The organism is Flavobacterium sp. (assembly GCF_040402835.1).
Lineage (GTDB): Bacteria > Bacteroidota > Bacteroidia > Flavobacteriales > Flavobacteriaceae > Flavobacterium.
Window position 1 is genome coordinate 74,478 of sequence record NZ_JBBALW010000010.1, and the last position, 19,778, is coordinate 94,255.

At 33.1% G+C, this 19,778-nt stretch carries 16 protein-coding genes and 1 pseudogene; 15 read left to right on the forward strand and 2 right to left on the reverse strand.

The features are described from left to right. The first annotated feature begins 563 nt into the window (after positions 1 to 563). The 12 genes and pseudogenes from AC9UEH_RS05160 (at position 564) to AC9UEH_RS05215 (ending at position 14,438) form a co-directional block, all read left to right on the forward strand. Positions 564 to 908 (forward strand): hypothetical protein, encoded by a 345-nt coding sequence (locus tag AC9UEH_RS05160; protein WP_509529180.1) that lies wholly within the window; start codon positions 564 to 566, stop codon positions 906 to 908. Between the two features lie 71 nt (positions 909 to 979). Further along, entirely contained in the window at positions 980 to 1,474 is a 495-nt protein-coding gene (locus AC9UEH_RS05165) for a hypothetical protein (RefSeq protein ID WP_509529182.1), read from the forward strand. A 53-nt stretch (positions 1,475 to 1,527) separates the two neighbouring features. Beyond that, positions 1,528 to 3,303, forward strand: coding sequence for a T9SS type A sorting domain-containing protein (locus AC9UEH_RS05170; protein ID WP_509529185.1), 1,776 nt, complete (start codon positions 1,528 to 1,530; stop codon positions 3,301 to 3,303). Positions 3,304 to 3,371: 68 nt separating this feature from the next. Next, positions 3,372 to 3,923, forward strand: a pseudogene (locus AC9UEH_RS05175) (IS1595 family transposase); the annotation flags it as partial. Between the two features lie 298 nt (positions 3,924 to 4,221). After that, on the forward strand, positions 4,222 to 5,487 hold the full coding sequence (locus tag AC9UEH_RS05180) for a T9SS type A sorting domain-containing protein (RefSeq protein WP_509529187.1): 1,266 nt from the start codon (positions 4,222 to 4,224) through the stop codon (positions 5,485 to 5,487). Between the two features lie 92 nt (positions 5,488 to 5,579). Beyond that, entirely contained in the window at positions 5,580 to 7,406 is a 1,827-nt protein-coding gene (locus tag AC9UEH_RS05185; RefSeq protein ID WP_509529190.1) for a multicopper oxidase domain-containing protein, read from the forward strand. Between the two features lie 3 nt (positions 7,407 to 7,409). Continuing rightward, a complete protein-coding gene (locus AC9UEH_RS05190; RefSeq protein ID WP_509529193.1) occupies positions 7,410 to 8,039 on the forward strand; it encodes a redoxin domain-containing protein in 630 nt (209 codons plus the stop codon). Positions 8,040 to 8,155: 116 nt separating this feature from the next. Then, a complete protein-coding gene (locus AC9UEH_RS05195; RefSeq protein WP_509529196.1) occupies positions 8,156 to 9,814 on the forward strand; it encodes a T9SS type A sorting domain-containing protein in 1,659 nt (552 codons plus the stop codon). A gap of 2 nt (positions 9,815 to 9,816) precedes the next feature. Further along, positions 9,817 to 11,034: a T9SS type A sorting domain-containing protein gene (locus tag AC9UEH_RS05200; protein WP_509529199.1), complete on the forward strand. Its 1,218-nt coding sequence runs from the start codon at positions 9,817 to 9,819 to the stop codon at positions 11,032 to 11,034. 18 nt (positions 11,035 to 11,052) lie between these two features. Beyond that, entirely contained in the window at positions 11,053 to 12,258 is a 1,206-nt protein-coding gene (locus tag AC9UEH_RS05205) for an Lcl domain-containing protein (protein ID WP_509529201.1), read from the forward strand. Beyond that, positions 12,258 to 13,865 carry a sulfatase-like hydrolase/transferase gene (locus tag AC9UEH_RS05210; protein ID WP_509529204.1) on the forward strand — a complete coding sequence of 536 codons (1,608 nt, stop codon included), beginning with the start codon at positions 12,258 to 12,260 and terminating at the stop codon, positions 13,863 to 13,865. Before AC9UEH_RS05205 ends, AC9UEH_RS05210 begins: the two co-directional genes overlap by 1 nt. Continuing rightward, positions 13,866 to 14,438 carry a HupE/UreJ family protein gene (locus AC9UEH_RS05215; protein ID WP_509529207.1) on the forward strand — a complete coding sequence of 191 codons (573 nt, stop codon included), beginning with the start codon at positions 13,866 to 13,868 and terminating at the stop codon, positions 14,436 to 14,438. It abuts the gene before it with no gap. Here AC9UEH_RS05215 and AC9UEH_RS05220 read toward each other — a convergent pair. Next, positions 14,435 to 16,306 (reverse strand): Nramp family divalent metal transporter, encoded by a 1,872-nt coding sequence (locus AC9UEH_RS05220; RefSeq protein ID WP_509529210.1) that lies wholly within the window; start codon positions 16,304 to 16,306, stop codon positions 14,435 to 14,437. The genes AC9UEH_RS05215 and AC9UEH_RS05220 overlap by 4 nt on opposite strands. Before the next feature lie 3 nt (positions 16,307 to 16,309). After that, positions 16,310 to 16,963 carry a metal-dependent transcriptional regulator gene (locus tag AC9UEH_RS05225; protein WP_509529213.1) on the reverse strand — a complete coding sequence of 218 codons (654 nt, stop codon included), beginning with the start codon at positions 16,961 to 16,963 and terminating at the stop codon, positions 16,310 to 16,312. Between the two features lie 81 nt (positions 16,964 to 17,044). Here AC9UEH_RS05225 and AC9UEH_RS05230 point away from each other — a divergent pair, with 81 nt between their 5' ends. The 3 genes from AC9UEH_RS05230 (at position 17,045) to AC9UEH_RS05240 (ending at position 19,471) form a co-directional block, all read left to right on the forward strand. Continuing rightward, complete coding sequence (locus AC9UEH_RS05230; RefSeq protein WP_509529216.1) at positions 17,045 to 17,788, forward strand: transporter; 744 nt, start codon at positions 17,045 to 17,047, stop codon at positions 17,786 to 17,788. Then, complete coding sequence (locus AC9UEH_RS05235; RefSeq protein ID WP_509529219.1) at positions 17,789 to 18,937, forward strand: lycopene cyclase family protein; 1,149 nt, start codon at positions 17,789 to 17,791, stop codon at positions 18,935 to 18,937. A 123-nt stretch (positions 18,938 to 19,060) separates the two neighbouring features. Then, a complete protein-coding gene (locus tag AC9UEH_RS05240; RefSeq protein ID WP_509529222.1) occupies positions 19,061 to 19,471 on the forward strand; it encodes a BrxA/BrxB family bacilliredoxin in 411 nt (136 codons plus the stop codon). Positions 19,472 to 19,778 lie beyond the last annotated feature (307 nt).

Sequence of the window (19,778 nt, forward strand, 5' to 3'; positions counted from 1 at the left end):
ATTTCAATAAATCAATTAGTTGATTATAGCGCATTTCGCATAAGTCGAAAATCATTTTACCGATTTCTTCCCGTTTATTACCATATATGCCCGTTAATTACTTGGTGTTTTTTACTACAAATTGAATAGTATACTTTTATAAAAAATTTCAATTTGTTTATATTTGCCCATCTAAATACGCTAGTATTTTACTTTTGGGATGAAGAAGGTTTTTGAGGGAAAACCTTCTTCTATAAACAAGATGTATGAAACCATTGAATAAAAAAACAACTGGAATAATCGGATTAATTAATTTGACCTATAATTTATTCCGTTATGAGCAAGTAATCAGATTAAATATTTTAACATAACTAATTGATAATCATATATATTATTATCATAAAAAAATCAATTTTAGATGTAATTATTCCAAATAATATTTTAGATTTATAGCACAAATTTATTTATTCACAAAACTAATGGATTCTGTTTTGTGAAAAATCAAAAAAAATCAATTTTTAGAACCCACCTTTAGCAACACTAACCAAAAAAAACGTCCATAGTAGCGTGAATATTGTATAATTATGGCAACAAAAAAATTATTATTTGCAGGTATTTTTATATATGCTTTAATGCTAAACTCTTGCGGGAGCAATGAAATTCTAGTTGATGAAACTCCGCCATCTGTGGTCTTTGCAAAAACAACTGAAATGTTGAACTTTGAAAGTTCTCTAAAAAGTTGGATGCAATCTAAACAAGAAAGTACGATGAATTTAAATCAGCGTTCATTGGCTGCTCAAGATATCGAAAAGGTGGCTAAGGAACTTTTAGTTTCTTTAGGTAAGAACGAAATTGCAAGTAAATCAATTGAAAATACAGATGGACTAATTAGAATAACGTTGAAAGAATACTCAAAAAAATTAACTTAAATGTACAATCAACAAAAAAATAATTAATTATATGAAAAAAATAATCTTTATTGCAATATTATTTTTTTAGTTTGCAAAACTATGGCCAAAAAACGTTCGAAGTATATAATTTCACCGGACAAACGGTAAAATTATGGGATATAATTACAAAACCTAATAGTTCTGCCACATATCCAGAATTTCATAGTAAGCCATTTTGGTCTGTAACAATTCCCCCAGGAGGTAGTTATGTTTTAGAAAATACATCTATTATTTTCAAATTTCCATTTGAATCACCAGCAAGTATCCCATATATTAGTAATTGGGAACGTTTAAATTCTGCTGCTTCTACAACTGCTTTTACTAGTCCAGTTGCTTGGTCTTTGTCCGCCAGTAATAGTCAGGTTTTTACTAGTTTGATTTTTGAAGTGGGAACCAGTTGGAATAATTTCACAACACTTCCACCTGTGCCAATTGCAGCGTATTCTGCACCTACTTATTCAAGTTTTTCATCAACTTGGAATTTGGATTACGATTGTACAAATCCATCACCAAATGTTTGGCATTACACAATTATAATTTATTAATTACTTTTAGGAAAATAGTTAAATTTGTCACTAAACACTCTAACAAATTCATAATGAAAAATTTAATTTTTTTATTTACAATTTTTCTATCATTAGTAACTACTAAAATAGCTGCTCAATTTAATTTTCAACGCAGTTGGGGGACTTATTTTGGAGACGAACGGTTTGTATTATCAGATAGTGAAATTGATAGTACAGGAAATTTATATATTGTAGGTAATATTAATGGTACTGATTTAACAAACATTACCACTTTTACAAATACTTCATCTTATCACCAAAATTTTGGTGGAGGAGATTATGATGGTTTTCTAATTAAGTTCAATAACCTAGGTCAAATTGTTTGGGGTACTTTTTTGGGAGGAAGTGGTTTTGATAGAATATCAGATCTTGATATAGATAACAATGATAATTTGTATATCATAGGGTCTACAAATAGCAACTCAAATATTGCAACTGTAGGTGCTTTTCAAGAAAATCTTATTGGAGGTGGAGATTGTTTTATCACAAAATTCACATCCTCAGGGTCGGTAGTTTGGAGTACTTATTTTGGAGGTTCAGGTGATGAATCCATTACTAACAGCAGGATTGCTTTTGACGGATTAAATAATTTTTATATTTTAGGTACTACTTTTAGTCCAAATATGGCTACTGCAGGTGTGTTTCAAGAGACAAAAAACAACTCCTCGTTTCAAATTTCAAAATTTGATATAAACGGAAATAGAATGTGGACTACTTATTATGGTCTAAATACAAATATATGGAATATTAAAGCCAATCCCTCAAACTTGTATATAGCTTCTGTGACTAATGATTGCCCACCATTAAATTCTTATAACACTTATTTTGGCACACCAAATTCTTATCAACCAATACTAGGAAGTTGCAAAGACATATTTTTAACGAAATTTAACACAACCGGTCAGCGAGATTGGAGTACCTATTATGGTGGAAATGCATTTGAAAATGTGGAGATGAAAAACTCTTTAGATTTAAAAGATGACAAGGTTTATTTATCTGGGACAGCACCAAATTATGCAAATCAAGAAATTACTACTATTGGTACTTATCAACCAAATTCTAATACCACATCAAATTTTATAGTTCAGTTCAATCAAAATGGTGCTCGAAATTGGGGAACCTATAATGGTAATAGCACAAATACTTTTACCACAGGAGTGGGTACAACTTCTTATATTAAAACAGATAAAAATTCTAATAATTTTTATAATTATGGTTCTACAGGATTACAGTCAAATATTGCAACAAATGATGGCTATTTAGTAAACACAAATGATTTATACAGTGCCGATGCATATATTTGCAAATTTTCCGACCAAAACACAAAGTCCTGGGGAACTTATTATGGTGGAGAGTTAAACGAAAAAGAAATAAATTTTCATCCATATAACCTTGGAAATAAGTTTTACATTGTTGGTTCAACGCAAAGTTTAACTCAAATAGCAACTTCAAACGGTTTACAACTTAACAAACAAGTTTTTGATTTAGTAAATAATACGCAACAAAGTGCTTACAGCATTTTTATTGCTCATTTTATACCTAATGCACTTTCAAATGAAACTTTTACAAATTCATCATATTCCATTTACCCAAACCCAAATAATGGAGAATTTACAGTACAATTAAATTCTAATGATTTTATAGAAACTAGCTTGGAAATTTTTGATATGTTAGGAAAGAAAATATATAATCAAAAACTAAACAGTAATCAAACAACTATTTATACAAAATACATTGAAAAAGGGGTTTATTTGGTAAAGTTAACAAGGGGAAATCAAACAACAACATCAAAAATTGTCATAAATTAATAGTAAGCTAATTTTGGATTTTAATACGATTTGGAACAAATTTTTTCATTCAGAATGTGTTAAATATAGAAGTTCAACAAGCAATGGAAAGTAGCTTGAACCATCCATTAACAGGGACAATTCATGTCGCTGAGTTTATGGTTGGTGGCCCAGAAGAGAATAAAAAAGGACGAAGTAAAGGGTTAAAAAAACTTGCCGTTCTCGCTGTGGAAATCTTAGACGATGGAGTTGGACGAGCTTATGCTGAGGTTATAGAACATTCATCGGCAAAAGAATTAGGAGCTTTTTTGAAGAAATATGTTTCAAAAGAAGCCACAATAATTACAGATAAATGGCGGGGCTATAGTCCATTGAAAAAAGATTTTTTAAACCTTAAACAAGTAGATTCGGACGATGGGAAAAACTTTAAAGAGTTACATATTCACATAATGAATATCAAAGGTTGGCTAAGAGGAATACATCATCATTGCAGCAAAGAACATATGCAGGATTATTTAAATGAATCTCATTTTAGATACAATAGAAGGTCAAATATGGATACAATATTCGATGTGTTAATAAGAAAGATGGTTAATTATAAAGAAATTTCAACAAAATCAATAACTAACGAGTGCGACTAAAGCGCCTATACCTATAAATTAATTGACTTATCCTTTTATTTAATAATCGTTTTGTATGGACAGGATTCCATTACTACCATTCTCAGGAGTAGATTGTCAAATATATTACCTTTCATAAAACTCCTGTTGAAACAATATGTGTATTCGTTATGTAATCTTGAAGGTCGCCCACGTGATGATGCATTCCCAACGTTTCTATCTCAAAATTCCACTTTCTTAAAACTTCATTATTGTTTTCATTTACACTAACATATTTTGGGTAAAAGCATTAAATTTGTAGTTAAAAATTTTCAAAATCATGTTAAAAAATTATTTTACCTCTTTGTTCCTATTAGCTGTAACTATAGCTTCTTCACAAATTAAAATTTTATTCGATGCTACCAAAGTTGAAATGGCAGGAAATGCCGATTGGGTTATAGATGCTGATTTGCATAATTTATATACAAATAACCCAGTAAATATTGGAGGTAATGAGTCAAATCCACAACGGATTCCGACACCTGCACAGTCAACAATTACTGCTTCTACGCCTGAAACCTATTGGGATGGTGCATTGTCATATTGGGCTATAGATTGTGTAAGACAAGGATATACGGTGGAAACGTTGCCCTGGAATGGTCGCATTACCTACGGCGATGCAACTAACACTCAAGACTTAAGTAACTACAAAGTCTTTGTGGTTGACGAACCTAATATTTTATTCTCTACAATTGAAAAAAATGCAATTGTGAATTTTGTAAAATTCGGCGGGGGTTTGATGATGATAGCAGACCACACAATATCCGACAGAAATAATGACGGCTCGGATTCATTAATGATTTGGAATGATTTAATGACCACTAATACTGTTCAATCCAATCCATTCGGAATTTCTTTTGATGCGGTAAATATTAGCGAAACAACCTCAGCCGTTGCAAATCTTTCTACTAATCAAATTCTACATGGTCCTGCTTTGCCCGTGACCTGTTCAGTTTGCGGAAATGTCACTCAGGCGAAATGGTCGAATGGCACTACGATGACGTTAAATACAACTGCTAATTCATCCGCAACTGGATTAATTTTTAAATCAGGATCAATTACTACAGGAACTGCAAATGTAATGTGCGCTTCTGCAACTTATCAAGCTGGAAAAGTAATAGCCATAGGCGATAGTTCAATCCCAGATGACGGGACAGGAGATCCAAATGATGTTTTGTACGATGGTTACATAACTGATGCGGGTGGAAATCATCAAAAATTATTGATGAATGCAACAATTTGGCTAGCTACTAATTCTACAATGAGTACAAATAGTATTGAAACTTTAAATCCTTCTATAGCAATTGCTCCAAATCCAATTGTAAATAAAGAATTGAAATTATATATTAGAAACACAACTCCTTTGGTTTCAGAATTTACAATTTATGATGCAATGGGAAGGCAAGTAAAACAGGTACAATTAAGGGAAAATACTTCTACTGAATTTCAAACAATTAATTGCGAAGAACTCCAATCTGGGTTGTATTTTGGGAAGTTACAAACAGAAACTTTTACCAAAATTATTTCTTTTTGCGTATTGAATTAACAAAAAAATGAAAGTTACAAGAATAAATAATAAATGTCGTCTAATAAATTCAGTTATTAATATGTAACCATTCGTATAACCATAAAAAAATTATGAAATTAAATAAAACACTTATTATTTGCACTTTATTTTTGCTAACTTCAAAACGTATTTTCTCACAAACCTTTACGCCTTTAAATGTGCCAGAAGCCTATTACGGCGTTACTGGAGCTGATGGGGTTACTAATTTTGTTTTAAATTTGGATGAAAATTTAAAACAATTTAGAACTGGACAAGCAACGGTAACTGGAGCTATTAATATTGGAACGGCCACAACAAATACTTTTTGGGGGCCAACGATGATTGTCAATAAAAACCAGGCAATTAAAATGCATGTGACCAATAATTTGAATGAATCTTCAACAATTCACTGGCATGGGATGCATTTACCTGCGATTATGGATGGTGGACCTCATCAAGTAATAGCTGCTGGTGCATTATGGGAACCGTATTGGACCGTGAAAAACCAAGCAGCAACTTTATGGTATCATCCCCATTTGCATACTACCACTCAAGCTCAAGTTACTAAAGGAGTTGGAGGTTTTATTATTGTTAAAGATGCATCCGAAGCTGTTTTACCTTTACCAAGAACCTATGGTGTTGATGATTTTCCACTTGCAATTACAAGCAGACGTTTTTTATCTGCAACAAATGCAATGGCTGCTACTTTGAGCGACAATTATGGAGATTATGTAATGGTAAATGGAACATTGAGTACTACCACAAATTATGCACAAGCAACTTTACCAAAACAAGTCGTTCGCATGCGAATTTTGAACGCAGAAATTCAAAGAGGTTATAATTTAGGATTTAGTGATAACAGAACCTTTTATGTAATTGGAAATGACGGTGGATTACTGAATACTCCTGTCGCTGTAACCCGACTTGCCATACAAACTGGGGAGCGCTATGAAATTTTAGTCAACTTAAGTGGTGATACTGTTGGGGCACAAACACTATATTTAAAGGCTTATAATTCTACCACAGAATTAACAGCATTAACTCCAGGTCAAAGCATTTTTGGATGGCCGGGAAATGAAGGTAATCCATCAAATCCAACAGGAAATAGCGGTCCATTAAATGGAGGGCTATTAAACAATGTAGATTTCAATATCATGAACATCAAAATTGCAGCAACAACAACAGCAACAACTCCAATAACTACAATTCTAGCTACCTTAATTAATGACACCTATTGGACTGCTGCGAACGTGACAAATTCAAGAACGATTGCCGTTGGAGGTGGAAATGGAGGAACAGCTTTTACTTTAGACGGCTCCTTATATAGCACAACTATGGCTCCAAAAACAGTAAATTTGAATGCTGTTGAACAATGGACAATTGTAAACAATCAAATTTTTGGGCACACTTTTCACTTGCATGATGTGTTTTTTAAAATTATTTCAAGAAGTGGCGGTAATATCGGAACAACAATAAGAACTTTTGAACAAGGTTGGAAAGATTCTGTGTGGATTCCAATTAGTGGAACAGTAACTTTCATTGCTAAATTCGATGATTATTCGGATTCAACTTGGCCTTATATGTACCATTGTCACGCTTTAACGCATGAAGATGAAGGAATGATGGGACAATTTACTGTGAATGGAACTATGGCTACAAATGAGAATTCTGTTAAAACAGCGTTTAGTTTGTATCCAAATCCGAGTACCGACAAACTGTTTATTAATCTTAGCGATGCAAGTACCGAGATATATTATATTACAATTACCACCCTTGAAGGTCGCATTGCAATGATGCTGCCAAAACCACAATGGCAAAATGGGATTGATATTTCATCATTATCTTCGGGTGTATATTTGTTAAAATTAACAGATGAAAAAACGAAAAGCGTTACTACTAAAAAATTTATTAAAAACTAATAAATGAAAAAAAGTGCGTTGCGTTTTGGAATTTTATCGTTGTGTTTTGCGTTGCTAAGTTTTGCTTTAAAGCCATTGCCGCAGCTAGACAAAACAATCAAAAACTTCCAATTAAAAAGCACGGAAAACAAAATGGTTTCGCTTTCTGACTATAAAAATGCAAAGGGATTTATAATTGTTTTCACATGCAATAAATGTCCGATGGCAAAATTATATTCAGAAAGGCTGAATCTAATGAACCTAAAATTTAGAACTCAAGGCGTTTATTTATTAGCAATAAATTCAATGGATACGGTTGCATACAAAGAAGAATCTTTTAAATTGATGCAAAAAAAAGTAGTGCGAGAAAAGACTACTTTTCCATATTTACAAGATAAAAAACAAGTGGTAGCACAGCAATTCAAAGCCATAAACACGCCACAAGCTTTTGTAATTTGGAAAAATAAATCGGGTAAATGGGTTCAAAAATATGAAGGTGTAATTGACGATAGCGCATTAGAACCCAAAAAGGGAAATAATTATTTAGAAAAAGCGGTGGAAGAATTGCTTCAAAACAAAGTGGTTTCTAATTCAATTACTGAATCCGTTGGTTGTCGTATTTTTTATCGAGGTGTTTTTGATAAAATGAGGTAATGTGATTTACAATAGAATTTACTCTCATTTTGTATTAATAGCTACCACCGATAATTTTTAAAAGTATATTTTTAGCAAAAATTTTATTTTAAATCGTCCAAACATAAAAGAAAAAAATGAAAAAAATTACCCTGTTACTACTTTGCTTAATAAGCAATTTCATGTTTTCACATACCATCAATTATGACAATATTGTTTTAAGACATTGGTCAATTCAAAAAGACCATAAATGTATTGATGGTACTTTCATGTTGTTTAAAAACGGTACTGTTTTTATTGAAGATGCCAATAATACCATTTCAAAATTCCCCTTATCGGATTTATCAAATGAAGATCAGGCATTTGTAATGAAAAAAGAAGAATGGGTTAAAAATTTAAATACCATTTCACCACAAAAAGAAGCAGGAATTCAAAGCATTTTTGATTACAAATTTTGGACAATCCTATTTTCGTTGCTAGCATTTGGATATTATATTTATAGCCTTACAGACAGAAAAAAATTAAAATATTTATACCCTGTTTTGTTCCTTGGAATACTAATGTCGTTGTACAGTTTTACAAAAAAAGCACTTTCTACTACGGATCCATTATTTTTGAAATCTTCTTTTAATCAATTTTCATCAACCGTTAGCACCACTTATGATGCCAATTATTTCTATGTAAATTCCAAAGGTATCCCAAATCATACGATGATGGTAGGTATTTCAAGCACGGGTTGGCAACAACAAATTCCTATTCCTCAATGTTATATTGGAGCAAATGCATGGAGCATTCCATTAAATCCAGTTATAGCTGCAACTCCAGTACCTGTAAGTGCTGCACATTTCTTGAAAGGAGCAATTGCTATCGCAGCAAATGGAGTGGCTATATTTAATTATCACACCAATACGGGTGTTGATTCTTTTCTAGGGGGTCAATTAGATATTTATGGTGGTCATTGCGGTCGTGCCGATGATTATCATTATCATATCGCGCCAATGCACTTGATAACTTTAGGGCAGGCATCTGCAACATTACCTATTGCTTTTGGACTAGATGGTTATGCTGTTTATGGAAGTTTAGAACCAGATGGGAGTCCAATGGCTACTCTTGACGGAAACCATGGTCATTTTGGATCCAATGGAGTATATCATTATCACGGGACAGCGTCTGCTCCATATATGATTGGAAATATGGTGGGAGTAGTTACCGAAGATGTTAATTTACAGATTGTTCCACAAGCTTCGGCAAATTCTGTAAGAGGTCCTGGTGAGGGACAAAATCCTTTAAGTGGTGCTTTAATCACTGCTTGTGTTCCAAATGCAACAAACAATGGATATAATTTATCTTTTTCATTTAATGGAATCTCCGGAAGCGCTACTAATTACAGCTGGATCGGAACGGCTTATACTTTTAATTATGTTAATTATCCAACCACTATTTCAATAAATGGCGTGTTGACCACTCCACCTAACCCAGGAACTTTAGTTTCAAATCGAACTGGAACTGCTCAATGTACCGTTCCAAATTTAGCTGCTGAAAATTTTATTTCAATAGAAAAAAACATTACTATTTTTCCAAATCCTGCCACTGATATTTTACAAATAAATTTAGGAAATGCATTTTTAGAAAACGATGTTCAAACTATTTCTATTTATGATTTAAAAGGAAATTTGGTTTCTAAAACAGTAAAATTTGCTCCTAATTTAAATATCAAAAACTTATCAAAAGGAACGTATTTTGTGAAAATTCAGTTTTCTAATTCCGTTATAAGCAAGAAACTATTAGTGAAATAATTATGAAACAATTCGTTTTTCTACTGCTGTGTTCTACCTGTGGTTTTGCCCAATATCTCGGAACTGCATCCGTTACGCAAGGATTGGCTACCACTACAACCGCCAATCTTTATACTTGTGCAGGCGGAAGAATTGCGGCCATTGGGACTATTACAGCTTCCAATAATTCGGTTTGGACGGTTCCTGCTGTTACAAATTTCACTAATACTTCTTTTCCATTTGCATCCGATTTAAATAATGTTTGCAATGGAAATAATTATACAACTTCTGCTATCGCATTAGCGGCTTTGAATGGTTCTGATATTGTGACTATTGATGCCAATGGAGAAATAATTACGGCTTATATTTTTGCAGATAACTATTTTGAAATGTATATTAATGGCGTTCCGGTTGGAAAAGATAACGTGCCTTTTACTCAATTTAATTCTAATATTGTTCGATTTAAAGTCAATCGCCCGTTTACAATTTCGATGCTTTTAGTGGATTGGGAAGAGCGATTGGGTGTTGGTGGCGAAACCAATGGAGGTTTTACGTATCACTGTGGCGATGGTGGAATGGTGGCGGTTTTCAAGGACGCTACTAACGCTATAATTGCAAAAACAGGAAGCGATTGGAAAGCTCAAACGTTTTATACGGCACCAATTATGAATTTATCGTGCCCTACTGAAAGTGGCACTTCACGCCTTTCGGCAAATTGTAGCACGGCCGATTCCAATGCTGGAACAGCTTATTATGGTTTGCATTGGGCAAGACCAACAAATTGGACACAAGCTACATTTGACGATGTTACTTGGCCCGCTGCAACGACGTATACAAATGCAACAATTGGCGTGGACAATAAACCAGCCTATACAAATTTCACAAATATTTTTGATGATGTTTCCAATGATGCGCAATTTATTTGGAGTAAAAATGTAATTTTAGACAACGAAGTAATTGTCAGAAAAACAGTGGCAAGTTTATCGGTAAATGAAACTGAATTATTAAATCCTAAAATTTCTATTTATCCAAATCCTGCAAAGAATCAATTTAATTTAGATTTTAATTCAGCAAGAATTAACGTTAATAAAGTTCAGATTTTTAACACGTTGGGAGAAAAAATATTTGAAACCAATACTATTTCAGAAACCATGACTTTTGGTTCAATTCCATCGGGAATGTATTTTGTTAAAATAATTTCTGACACCTTAGAAGTCACGAAAAAATTGATGGTTGAATAATTACAAAGCTTATTTTAAATGAAAAAAAGACTGCTTTTCGGTATCATTATCATAAATTCTACTCTGTTTTTCGGACAAAGTGTTTCTAAAACTATTCAGCTCCTGCCAGATACAGGGGAAACCCAAAGCTATACTACAACTTTTGGCGAAGACCATGATTATTTGATAAATATGCCTTCATTTACCAATAATAACAATGGTACAATTACAGATAATGTAACGGGATTAATGTGGCAACAAGTTGATGGCGGCGAAATGACTTATGAAAGTGCGACTACTTATTGTAATTCTTTAACTTTAGGAGGATTTTCAGGCTGGAGACTGCCAACTCCTATTGAAGCTTATAGCATTTTGAATTATCAAAATTCAAATCCTGCGATTAATACAACCTATTTTACTTTGACCGCTGCAGAATATTGGTGGACAAGTGTTTTTGAAAATAATTCTACCACAAAAGTTTGGTGCACCAATTCTGGTGGGGGAATTGGAAATCACCCAAAAATAGAAACTATAAGCGCTGGAGGAACAAAAAAATTTCATGCTAGAGCCGTTCGAACAGTTACAACTCCAACAACTATTACCAATCATTTTACAGATAATGGAGATACCATAACTGATAATTTGACGCAGTTGGTCTGGCAAAAAATTCCAAATACAGCGGCGTTAACTTGGGAACAAGCTTTGGTTTATGCCGAAGGACTAACAATTGGAACCACATCAGATTGGCGTTTGCCAAACATCAAAGAATTGCAATCGCTAAATAATGAATTGGCAACGAATCCGTCTGTTTTTGCACCTTATTTTACAGGTTTAGGAGTTAAATTTTATTGGTCGTCAACTACATTGCCAAACCAAACTTTAAGTGCATGGTATTGGAGTACTGCTTTTGGAATTACAACTTACAGTGCTAAAACGGGTACAAATTATGTACTTTGTGTAAGAGGAAATCCCTCACTTTCATTAAATAATACTGAGCCTCATACTTCAATTAAAATCACGCCAAATCCATCTTCTGATTTTGTATCCATTTCATTTCCAAATTACACCTCTTCGGCAAAAATTGAAATATCCGATGCATCGGGAAGAATAGTTATAAACAAAGAAATTGTAATAAATTCTAACGAATATTTATTAGACACTGAGGGAATTTCGGAGGGAATCTACTATTTGACTGTAATCAATGGAAATCAGAAGAATGCCTTTAAAATCTTAAAGAAAAAATAATGAAAAAAATATTCACAATACTATTGGTCTTCGTAATTAGTCATTCGAATTATGCGCAACAACATAATGTTATTTTTGTAATCGCAGATGATATTGGAGCCGATTACTGTGGATTTTATTCCAATTATACACTTTACAATCCTATTCTTGACACCATTGCAATGCCAAATGTTAGGCGTTTACTAAGTAGAGGAGTTCGGTTCAAAAATGCATGGTCAAATCCAGTTTGCTCACCTACTCGCGCTGGAATGATGACAGGTAGGTATAGCTTTAGAACAGGAGTTGGAAATGCAATTGGAGGCGGTACATTATCGGTTTTGAGCACAACTGAAATAACTATTCCACAATTATTAAATGTCTATTCTCCAAATGGAATTTCAAAAGCATTAATTGGAAAATGGCATTTACAATTACCAACGGTTGCTAATTATAGCAATCCAAATTTAATGGGTTTTAACCATTACGAAGGAAATCTGGCAGGAGAAATCCCAGATTACTTCAATTGGCAAAAAATCACAGATGGAGTTGCCTCTACCAATACAAATTATGCAACAACGGAGGTTGTAAACAATTCTATTTCTTGGATTTCTGCACAGCCAACTACAAAACCGTTCTTTCTTTGGTTGGCATTCAACGCGCCACACAGTCCATTTCATTTGCCACCAGCGGGAATGTATTCCGATACTAGTTTGAGTGGTACCGCAGCAGATGTTTTAGCTAATCCAAAAAGTTATTATAAAGCAATGGTTCAAGCCATGGATCGTGAACTAGGTCGTTTATTTGATTATTTACAAAGTAGCGGTAAATGGGCAAATACAGACATCATTTTTATTGGTGATAATGGAGATGATCCTGTGATTAATCAAGGTTCTGGAAGTGCAAAAGGGAGCGTATATCAGAAAGGGGTGTGTGTGCCTTTTATTATTTCAGGACCTACAGTTGTAAATCCAAATAGAAGTAGTGATGCTCTTGTTAACACCGTCGATTTGTTTGCAACAGCATTAGAATTATTTGGATATTCAAACTGGCAATCGCAAATACCCTCAAATAAACCAGTGGATTCCAAAAGCTTAATGCCAATATTATTAAATAATGCAACAGCTGTTAGACCATGGGCGTTTACAGAGGTTTTCAAAGACACTCCTACATCTGGAGATGGAAAAGCAATGAGAAATACAGATTATAAATTGATAAAATTTGATGACGGCACAGAAAAATTCTTCAATTTAACGACGAATCCAACTGAAACGATAAATCAAAATTTACTTTTGGGAACTTTAACCACTACACAAAGCACCAACTACAGTTATTTGTGCAATCAAATGACAACTTTGGTTGGAGGTCCTCAATATTGCAATGCGCTTTCAGTAAATGATAATGGGCTTGAAGCAAATGAAAATAAAGTATTCCCAAATCCTTTTCATTCAAAAATCAATTTGAAATCCTACACAGGAAATGAAAATTATGAACTTTATTCTAATGTAGGGCAATTGATTTATGAAGGAAAATCAATTGAAAACCAAGATTTTTCAGCATTGTCAAATGGAATTTACTTCTTGAAAATTAGTGATAAAGTTACTTCAACTATTAAACTCATAAAAGAATAAATGTCTTGGTTTGAAACTCTAAGAAACTATTTAGAACTTGGTTTTACACATATTATTCCTCTAGGTTTCGACCATATTCTATTTATTTTGACACTGTTTTTTTTGAGTTCCAATATAAAAAAGGTGCTTATTCAATGCTCAGTTTTTACTTTAGCGCACAGTTTATCTTTAGGATTAGCCGCATCTGGATTTATAATTCCAAATGCAAATATTGTTGAACCATTAATTGCAGTTTCAATACTTTTTACAGCTATTGAAAACATCGTTCACGACAAAATAAATCCTTGGAGAATAGCTTTGATTTTCGGATTTGGATTAATCCACGGCTTGGGATTTGCAAATGCTTTGAAAGAAATTGGATTGCCGAAAAATCAGTTTTTATCTTCACTTTTGACTTTTAATATTGGGGTTGAATTAGGACAAATAACCATTATTTTAGCTGCTTATTTTTTAATTAGCAAATGGTTTAGTAACAAAATTTGGTATAAAGAAAGAATCGTTTATCCAATTTCAACTGTAATTGCATGCGTTGCATTATATTGGACAATTGAAAGAATTGTATTTCCAATTTAATTTTTCACAATCAATAATGGAATACCAATTTTATGGCGCAGTTTGTCAACGGTGGTTCCGAAAAGGATGTCTTTAAATCCGGTGTGTCCGTGCGTTCCCATTACCAAAATATCAAAATTTCCATCATTTATTATTGCCGGAATTACAGAATTAGGCTTACCAAATCCTAATTTAACATCTACTTTAATTCCTTTCGTATATAATAATTCCTTATATTCTTCCAATAATTTTTCGTCAATTAATGTTTCGTGGTCGTCAATATTTTCACCATAAATCATCGCGCCAACAGTTTCAACCACGTGAATTAATGTGTATTTTGCTTCTGTTCCACCCAATTGAAATGCATTGTTCAAAGCAGCTTCATCAGCACTTGAAAAGTCAACAGCTACGGCAATATTTTTTCGTGTATATTTTTCAGATTTAGAAAACTGTAATTTCAAATTGTGAGGAGAATGATTTTCGATGGCTAATTTAGGCTTGGACAGCAAAGGTCGAAAAACGATATAAAGCAACAATGTCAAGAAACTGAAAGCAATTGGAACCACCGTAAACCACAATAATGTTGCGTGATTTGAAGTTGTCAACCAACCATTAATTTCATCAAAAACTAATTTTACATTCAAAGAAACAATTATTATCGCCACCAACCAAGAAACAATTTGAGTGGTTTTACTGATGTGAAATCCCTTCATTTTTGATTTGTCACTCACAAAATGAATCAGTGGAATAATAGCAAATCCCAATTGTAAACTCAAAATCACCTGACTCAAAATCAATAATTTTCCTGTAACGCCTTCGCCAAAAATGGTGATTACAATTACGGCCGGAACAATGGCAATTAATCGTGTAATTATTCTTCGAACCCACGGCTGAATTCGTAAATTCAAATAGCCTTCCATAACAATTTGACCAGCTAAAGTCCCTGTAATTGTGGAACTTTGACCCGCTGCAATCAACGCAACTGCAAATAATATTGGCGCATATTTACTTCCTAATAAAGGTTCTAAAAAACGATACGCATCTTGAATTTCTGCAACTTCAAACATTCCGTTTTTATAAAATGTAGCGGCTGCCAATATTAAAATTGCGGCATTTACAAAAAAAGCCAAGTTCAATGCAATGGTAGAATCTATAAAATTATATTTCAAGGCTTGCTTGATTCCTTCCGTTGTTCTTTCAAATTTTCGGGTTTGAACTAAGGCCGAATGCAAGTATAAATTGTGTGGCATTACGGTTGCACCAATAATTCCAATTGCAATGTATAATGCAGCAGAATTGGGCATTGAAGGAATTAATCCATAAATAACTTTCCCCATTTCAGGCTGGGCAAAAAACATTTCGAAAATAAATGAAATCCCAATTATTACAACCAAAACAATTATAAAAGCTTCCATTTTCCGAATGCCTTTATTGATGAGAAAAAGTAATAAAAAAGTATCTAAAACCGTGATTAAAACCCCTTGAATTAACGGAATGTCAAATAATAAATTAATTCCAATTGCCATTCCTAAAACCTCTGCCAAATCACAAGCAGCAATTGCAATTTCGGCTAAAAAATACAGAATATAATTCACAAACGGCGAATAGGTTTCTCTGGAAGCTTGCGCCAAGTCCCGCTGTGTAACGATTCCCAATCGAGCACTCAAACTTTGCAACAACAACGCCATCATATTGCTCATCAACAAAACCCAAAGCAAAGCATAACCAAATTGACTTCCGCCAGCAATGTCGGTTGCCCAATTTCCAGGATCCATATACCCCACACTTATCAAATACGCAGGTCCAAAAAAAGCAAGAATTTTTCTAAATCCTGTTTTTTTATTTTGTGTTGATACCGATTGGTTGACTTCTTCGAGAGATTTGCTCATAATTTATTGTGCATTTATAAATAAATTTTCTGCTATTTTATTAGAAATAGAAATAGTTTTTGAGTTCAAAATAATTGTTAATGACTTATCAAACTCTTCGCAAGAAATAACTTTGATTGTTGAGCCCAAAGAAATGTTCTGTTTATCTAAATATTGTAAAAATTCAGCTGATGAATTTTTTACCCCAACACACAAATAAATAGTGTTTAAAGTAGCTTCAGACAATAAAAATTTATCTATTTTTACTATTTCACCTTTGGCATTAGGAATTGGATCTCCGTGAGGATCAAAGGAAGGAAATCCAAGAAAATCATCTAATTTATAAATTAACTTTTCTGATTTTATATGTTCTAATTCTTCAGCGATTTCGTGTACTTCATCCCAAGAGAAATTTAATTTGTCTACCAAAAAAACTTCCCAAAGTCGGTGCTTTCTTACAATCATTTTTGCCGAAAGGAATCCTTGATTTGTGAGTGTTACTCCATGATATTTTTGATAGGAAACCAATTTTTTTTCCGAAAGCTTCTTTAACATATCAGTTACAGATGATGCTTTAGAAACTAACATACCTGCAATTGCGTTGGTGTTCACCCCTTTAGGAGAAACCAATGATAAATGATAGATTACTTTGATGTAATTTTCTTCTGAAATAGTCATTTTTACAACTTTTAGCATACAAATGTAGATAATATTTTTTACTATCAAAACATTTTTTTAGTTTTGTCTAAAAATTATTTTATGAAACTAAAATTATTATTCTTTTTGTTTTTACAAACTATCCTTGGAAAAGCACAAGAAAAAGAACCTATTCAGGCTGACAGACCCGATCAAACTGAAACACCAGCACTTGTTCCTAAGGGAATGATTCAGGTAGAAACTGGATTTTCGTTTCAAAATAATGATGCTTTTAGCAAAACAAATTCACTTCCAACATCTTTATGGAAATATGGATTCAATGAAAATTTCGAGCTGCGATTAATTACCAGTTTTACATGTGAAAATAACCAAAACGAAACTGTTTCAGGTTTAAATCCCATATTAGTTGGATGTAAAATAAAAATTAGTAATGAAAAAGGGTTTGTTCCAAAAACATCATTTATTGGACATTTTTCTATCCCAAAATTGGCTTCTAAACCATTTCAAACTAATTATTATGCTCCCGAATTTAGATTTGTAATGCAGCACACGTTGTCAAATAAATTATCTTTAAGTTATAATTTAGGTGCCGAATGGGACGGGTTTTCTGCTGAACCCACTTTTATTTATACTTTAACAACGGGGTATTCATTATCAGAAAAAATTGGATTGTATATAGAAACTTTTGGTTTTGCACCCCAAAAAGACAAAGCCAATCATAATTGTGATGGGGGAATAACCTATTTGATAAACGATAATTTTATGTTAGATTTGTCATCGGGTTTTGGAATTACAAAAAATGCTCCCAAAAATTATTTTGCTTTAGGATTTTCATTTCGAATATAAATGCAACACTTCAACTATATTTTTGCAGGCTCAGGATTATCGGCTTTAATGACGGTATATAAAATGGTGCAATGTGGTAAATTTTCTGATAAATCAATTTTATTATTGGATGAAAATTCTAAAAAAGCCAACGATAGAACCTGGTGTTTTTGGACTGAAAACAATGTAAATTGGGAACCCATAATTCATAAAAAATGGAATTCCGCTTTGTTTGCCAATCAAGATTTTAAAATTGACATCGATTTAAATCCCTACAAATACAACCAAATTCGAGGTTTAGACTTTTATAATTTTGTTTTTGATGCCATTTCAAAACAAGAAAATATCACTTTTGTAAATCAAAAAGTAGTTGATTATGAAGAATCTGAAAATCAAATAACGCTTAAAACAGAAACTGATTCCTATACTTGCGACCAATTATTCAACAGTATTCTCGATCCGTATGAAGTTAAAAATCAAACGCAATATCCGCTTTTGCAACAGCATTTTATCGGTTGGTTTATACAATCTGAACAAGAAGTTTTCAATGATGAACAAGCCACTTTTATGGATTTTTCAGTCGAGCAAAAAGGAAATACTCGGTTTATGTATGTTTTGCCAACTTCTAAAACAGAAGCTTTATTGGAATATACCTTGTTTTCACATAAACATTTAGAAACGTCAGAATACGAATTAGAGATTGAAAACTACCTTCAGAAATTAGGGATTACAAACTACAAAATCATCGAAAAAGAACGGGGAAGTATTCCGATGACGTGTTTTCCTTTTTGGAAAAACAATACGGTGCGCCTTTTAAATATTGGCTCTGCTGGAGGATGGACAAAAGCAAGTACAGGTTATACCTTCAAAAATTCCGATAAAAAATCTACTCAATTGGTTCGCTTTTTAGAAACCCAATCCGACTTTAGGAAATTTCATAAAATAACAAAATTCTGGTTTTATGATTTGCTATTATTGGATATTTTAGATCGAAAAAACGAATTAGGTGCTGCCATTTTTTCCGCCTTATTTAAAAAAGAAAATCCGAAATTAATTTTTAAATTTTTAGACGAGGAAACTTCTCTAAAAAAAGACATTCAAGTGATTTTGAAATGTCCAAAACGCTTGTTTTTAACAGCTTTATTCCGAGTAATTTTCAAATCTAAATAAAGGTTTTCATATTATTACAAAACTTTATAATTCAAATTTATTTGTTGCCTCGAAACTTTGTAACTTTGCAGTCAGATTTTACAATCTAAATTCAGAAATCAACAATCTAAAATCATACTAATTATGTATCCAGAAGAAATGGTAATTCCAATGCAAGCTGAACTAACAGCTGCTGGATTTCAAGATTTACACAGTGCCGAGGCGGTAGATAACGCATTAAAACAAGAAGGAACAACGCTTGTGGTTGTAAATTCTGTTTGCGGTTGTGCTGCCAGAAACGCACGCCCAGGAGTAAAAATGAGTTTGGATGGCGCTAAAAAACCAACCAACTTAATAACAGTTTTCGCAGGCGTTGACAAAGAAGCCGTTGATGCTGCCCGAAAACACATGTTTCCTTTTCCTCCTTCATCGCCAAGCGTGGCATTATTCAAAAACGGTGAATTGGTGCACATGTTAGAGCGCCATCACATTGAAGGTCGCCCGGCAGAATTAATCGCTGAAAACTTGCAAGACGCTTTTAACGAACATTGTTAATTCAAATTTAATTCAAAAAACCACATTCCTTTTCAGTAAAGAATGTGGTTTTTTCTTTTGGGCATTACCCCAACTTCCACTTGCGTTCGGGCATTCCGCTGCAAGCCCTCGCCAAGTTCTGCTTTCGCTACACTTGCCTGTGGGCTTTCCGCTGCAAATGAAATTCACTGAACTCCAATTAAAATAAAAGTATAGTGACGTAATCCCTAATGCGAAGAACAGATTTCTGAATTATGATTTTAGATTTCCAAGATAACGTCAGACTGTGAAAAAACCCCACAATCTTCTCAACAAATATATCAAAAAG

What these genes read in the sequence shown, in the direction of transcription:
- AC9UEH_RS05240 (WP_509529222.1), top strand. Translation starts at nt 19,061, where the DNA reads ATGTATCCAGAAGAAATGGTAATTCCAATGCAAGCTGAACTAACAGCT.
- AC9UEH_RS05180 (WP_509529187.1), top strand. Translation starts at nt 4,222, where the DNA reads ATGTTAAAAAATTATTTTACCTCTTTGTTCCTATTAGCTGTAACTATA.
- AC9UEH_RS05220 (WP_509529210.1), bottom strand. Translation starts at nt 16,306, where the DNA reads ATGAGCAAATCTCTCGAAGAAGTCAACCAATCGGTATCAACACAAAAT.
- AC9UEH_RS05185 (WP_509529190.1), top strand. Translation starts at nt 5,580, where the DNA reads ATGAAATTAAATAAAACACTTATTATTTGCACTTTATTTTTGCTAACT.
- AC9UEH_RS05210 (WP_509529204.1), top strand. Translation starts at nt 12,258, where the DNA reads ATGAAAAAAATATTCACAATACTATTGGTCTTCGTAATTAGTCATTCG.
- AC9UEH_RS05230 (WP_509529216.1), top strand. Translation starts at nt 17,045, where the DNA reads ATGAAACTAAAATTATTATTCTTTTTGTTTTTACAAACTATCCTTGGA.
- AC9UEH_RS05215 (WP_509529207.1), top strand. Translation starts at nt 13,866, where the DNA reads ATGTCTTGGTTTGAAACTCTAAGAAACTATTTAGAACTTGGTTTTACA.
- AC9UEH_RS05195 (WP_509529196.1), top strand. Translation starts at nt 8,156, where the DNA reads ATGAAAAAAATTACCCTGTTACTACTTTGCTTAATAAGCAATTTCATG.
- AC9UEH_RS05160 (WP_509529180.1), top strand. Translation starts at nt 564, where the DNA reads ATGGCAACAAAAAAATTATTATTTGCAGGTATTTTTATATATGCTTTA.
- AC9UEH_RS05170 (WP_509529185.1), top strand. Translation starts at nt 1,528, where the DNA reads ATGAAAAATTTAATTTTTTTATTTACAATTTTTCTATCATTAGTAACT.
- AC9UEH_RS05225 (WP_509529213.1), bottom strand. Translation starts at nt 16,963, where the DNA reads ATGACTATTTCAGAAGAAAATTACATCAAAGTAATCTATCATTTATCA.
- AC9UEH_RS05205 (WP_509529201.1), top strand. Translation starts at nt 11,053, where the DNA reads ATGAAAAAAAGACTGCTTTTCGGTATCATTATCATAAATTCTACTCTG.
- AC9UEH_RS05200 (WP_509529199.1), top strand. Translation starts at nt 9,817, where the DNA reads ATGAAACAATTCGTTTTTCTACTGCTGTGTTCTACCTGTGGTTTTGCC.
- AC9UEH_RS05190 (WP_509529193.1), top strand. Translation starts at nt 7,410, where the DNA reads ATGAAAAAAAGTGCGTTGCGTTTTGGAATTTTATCGTTGTGTTTTGCG.
- AC9UEH_RS05235 (WP_509529219.1), top strand. Translation starts at nt 17,789, where the DNA reads ATGCAACACTTCAACTATATTTTTGCAGGCTCAGGATTATCGGCTTTA.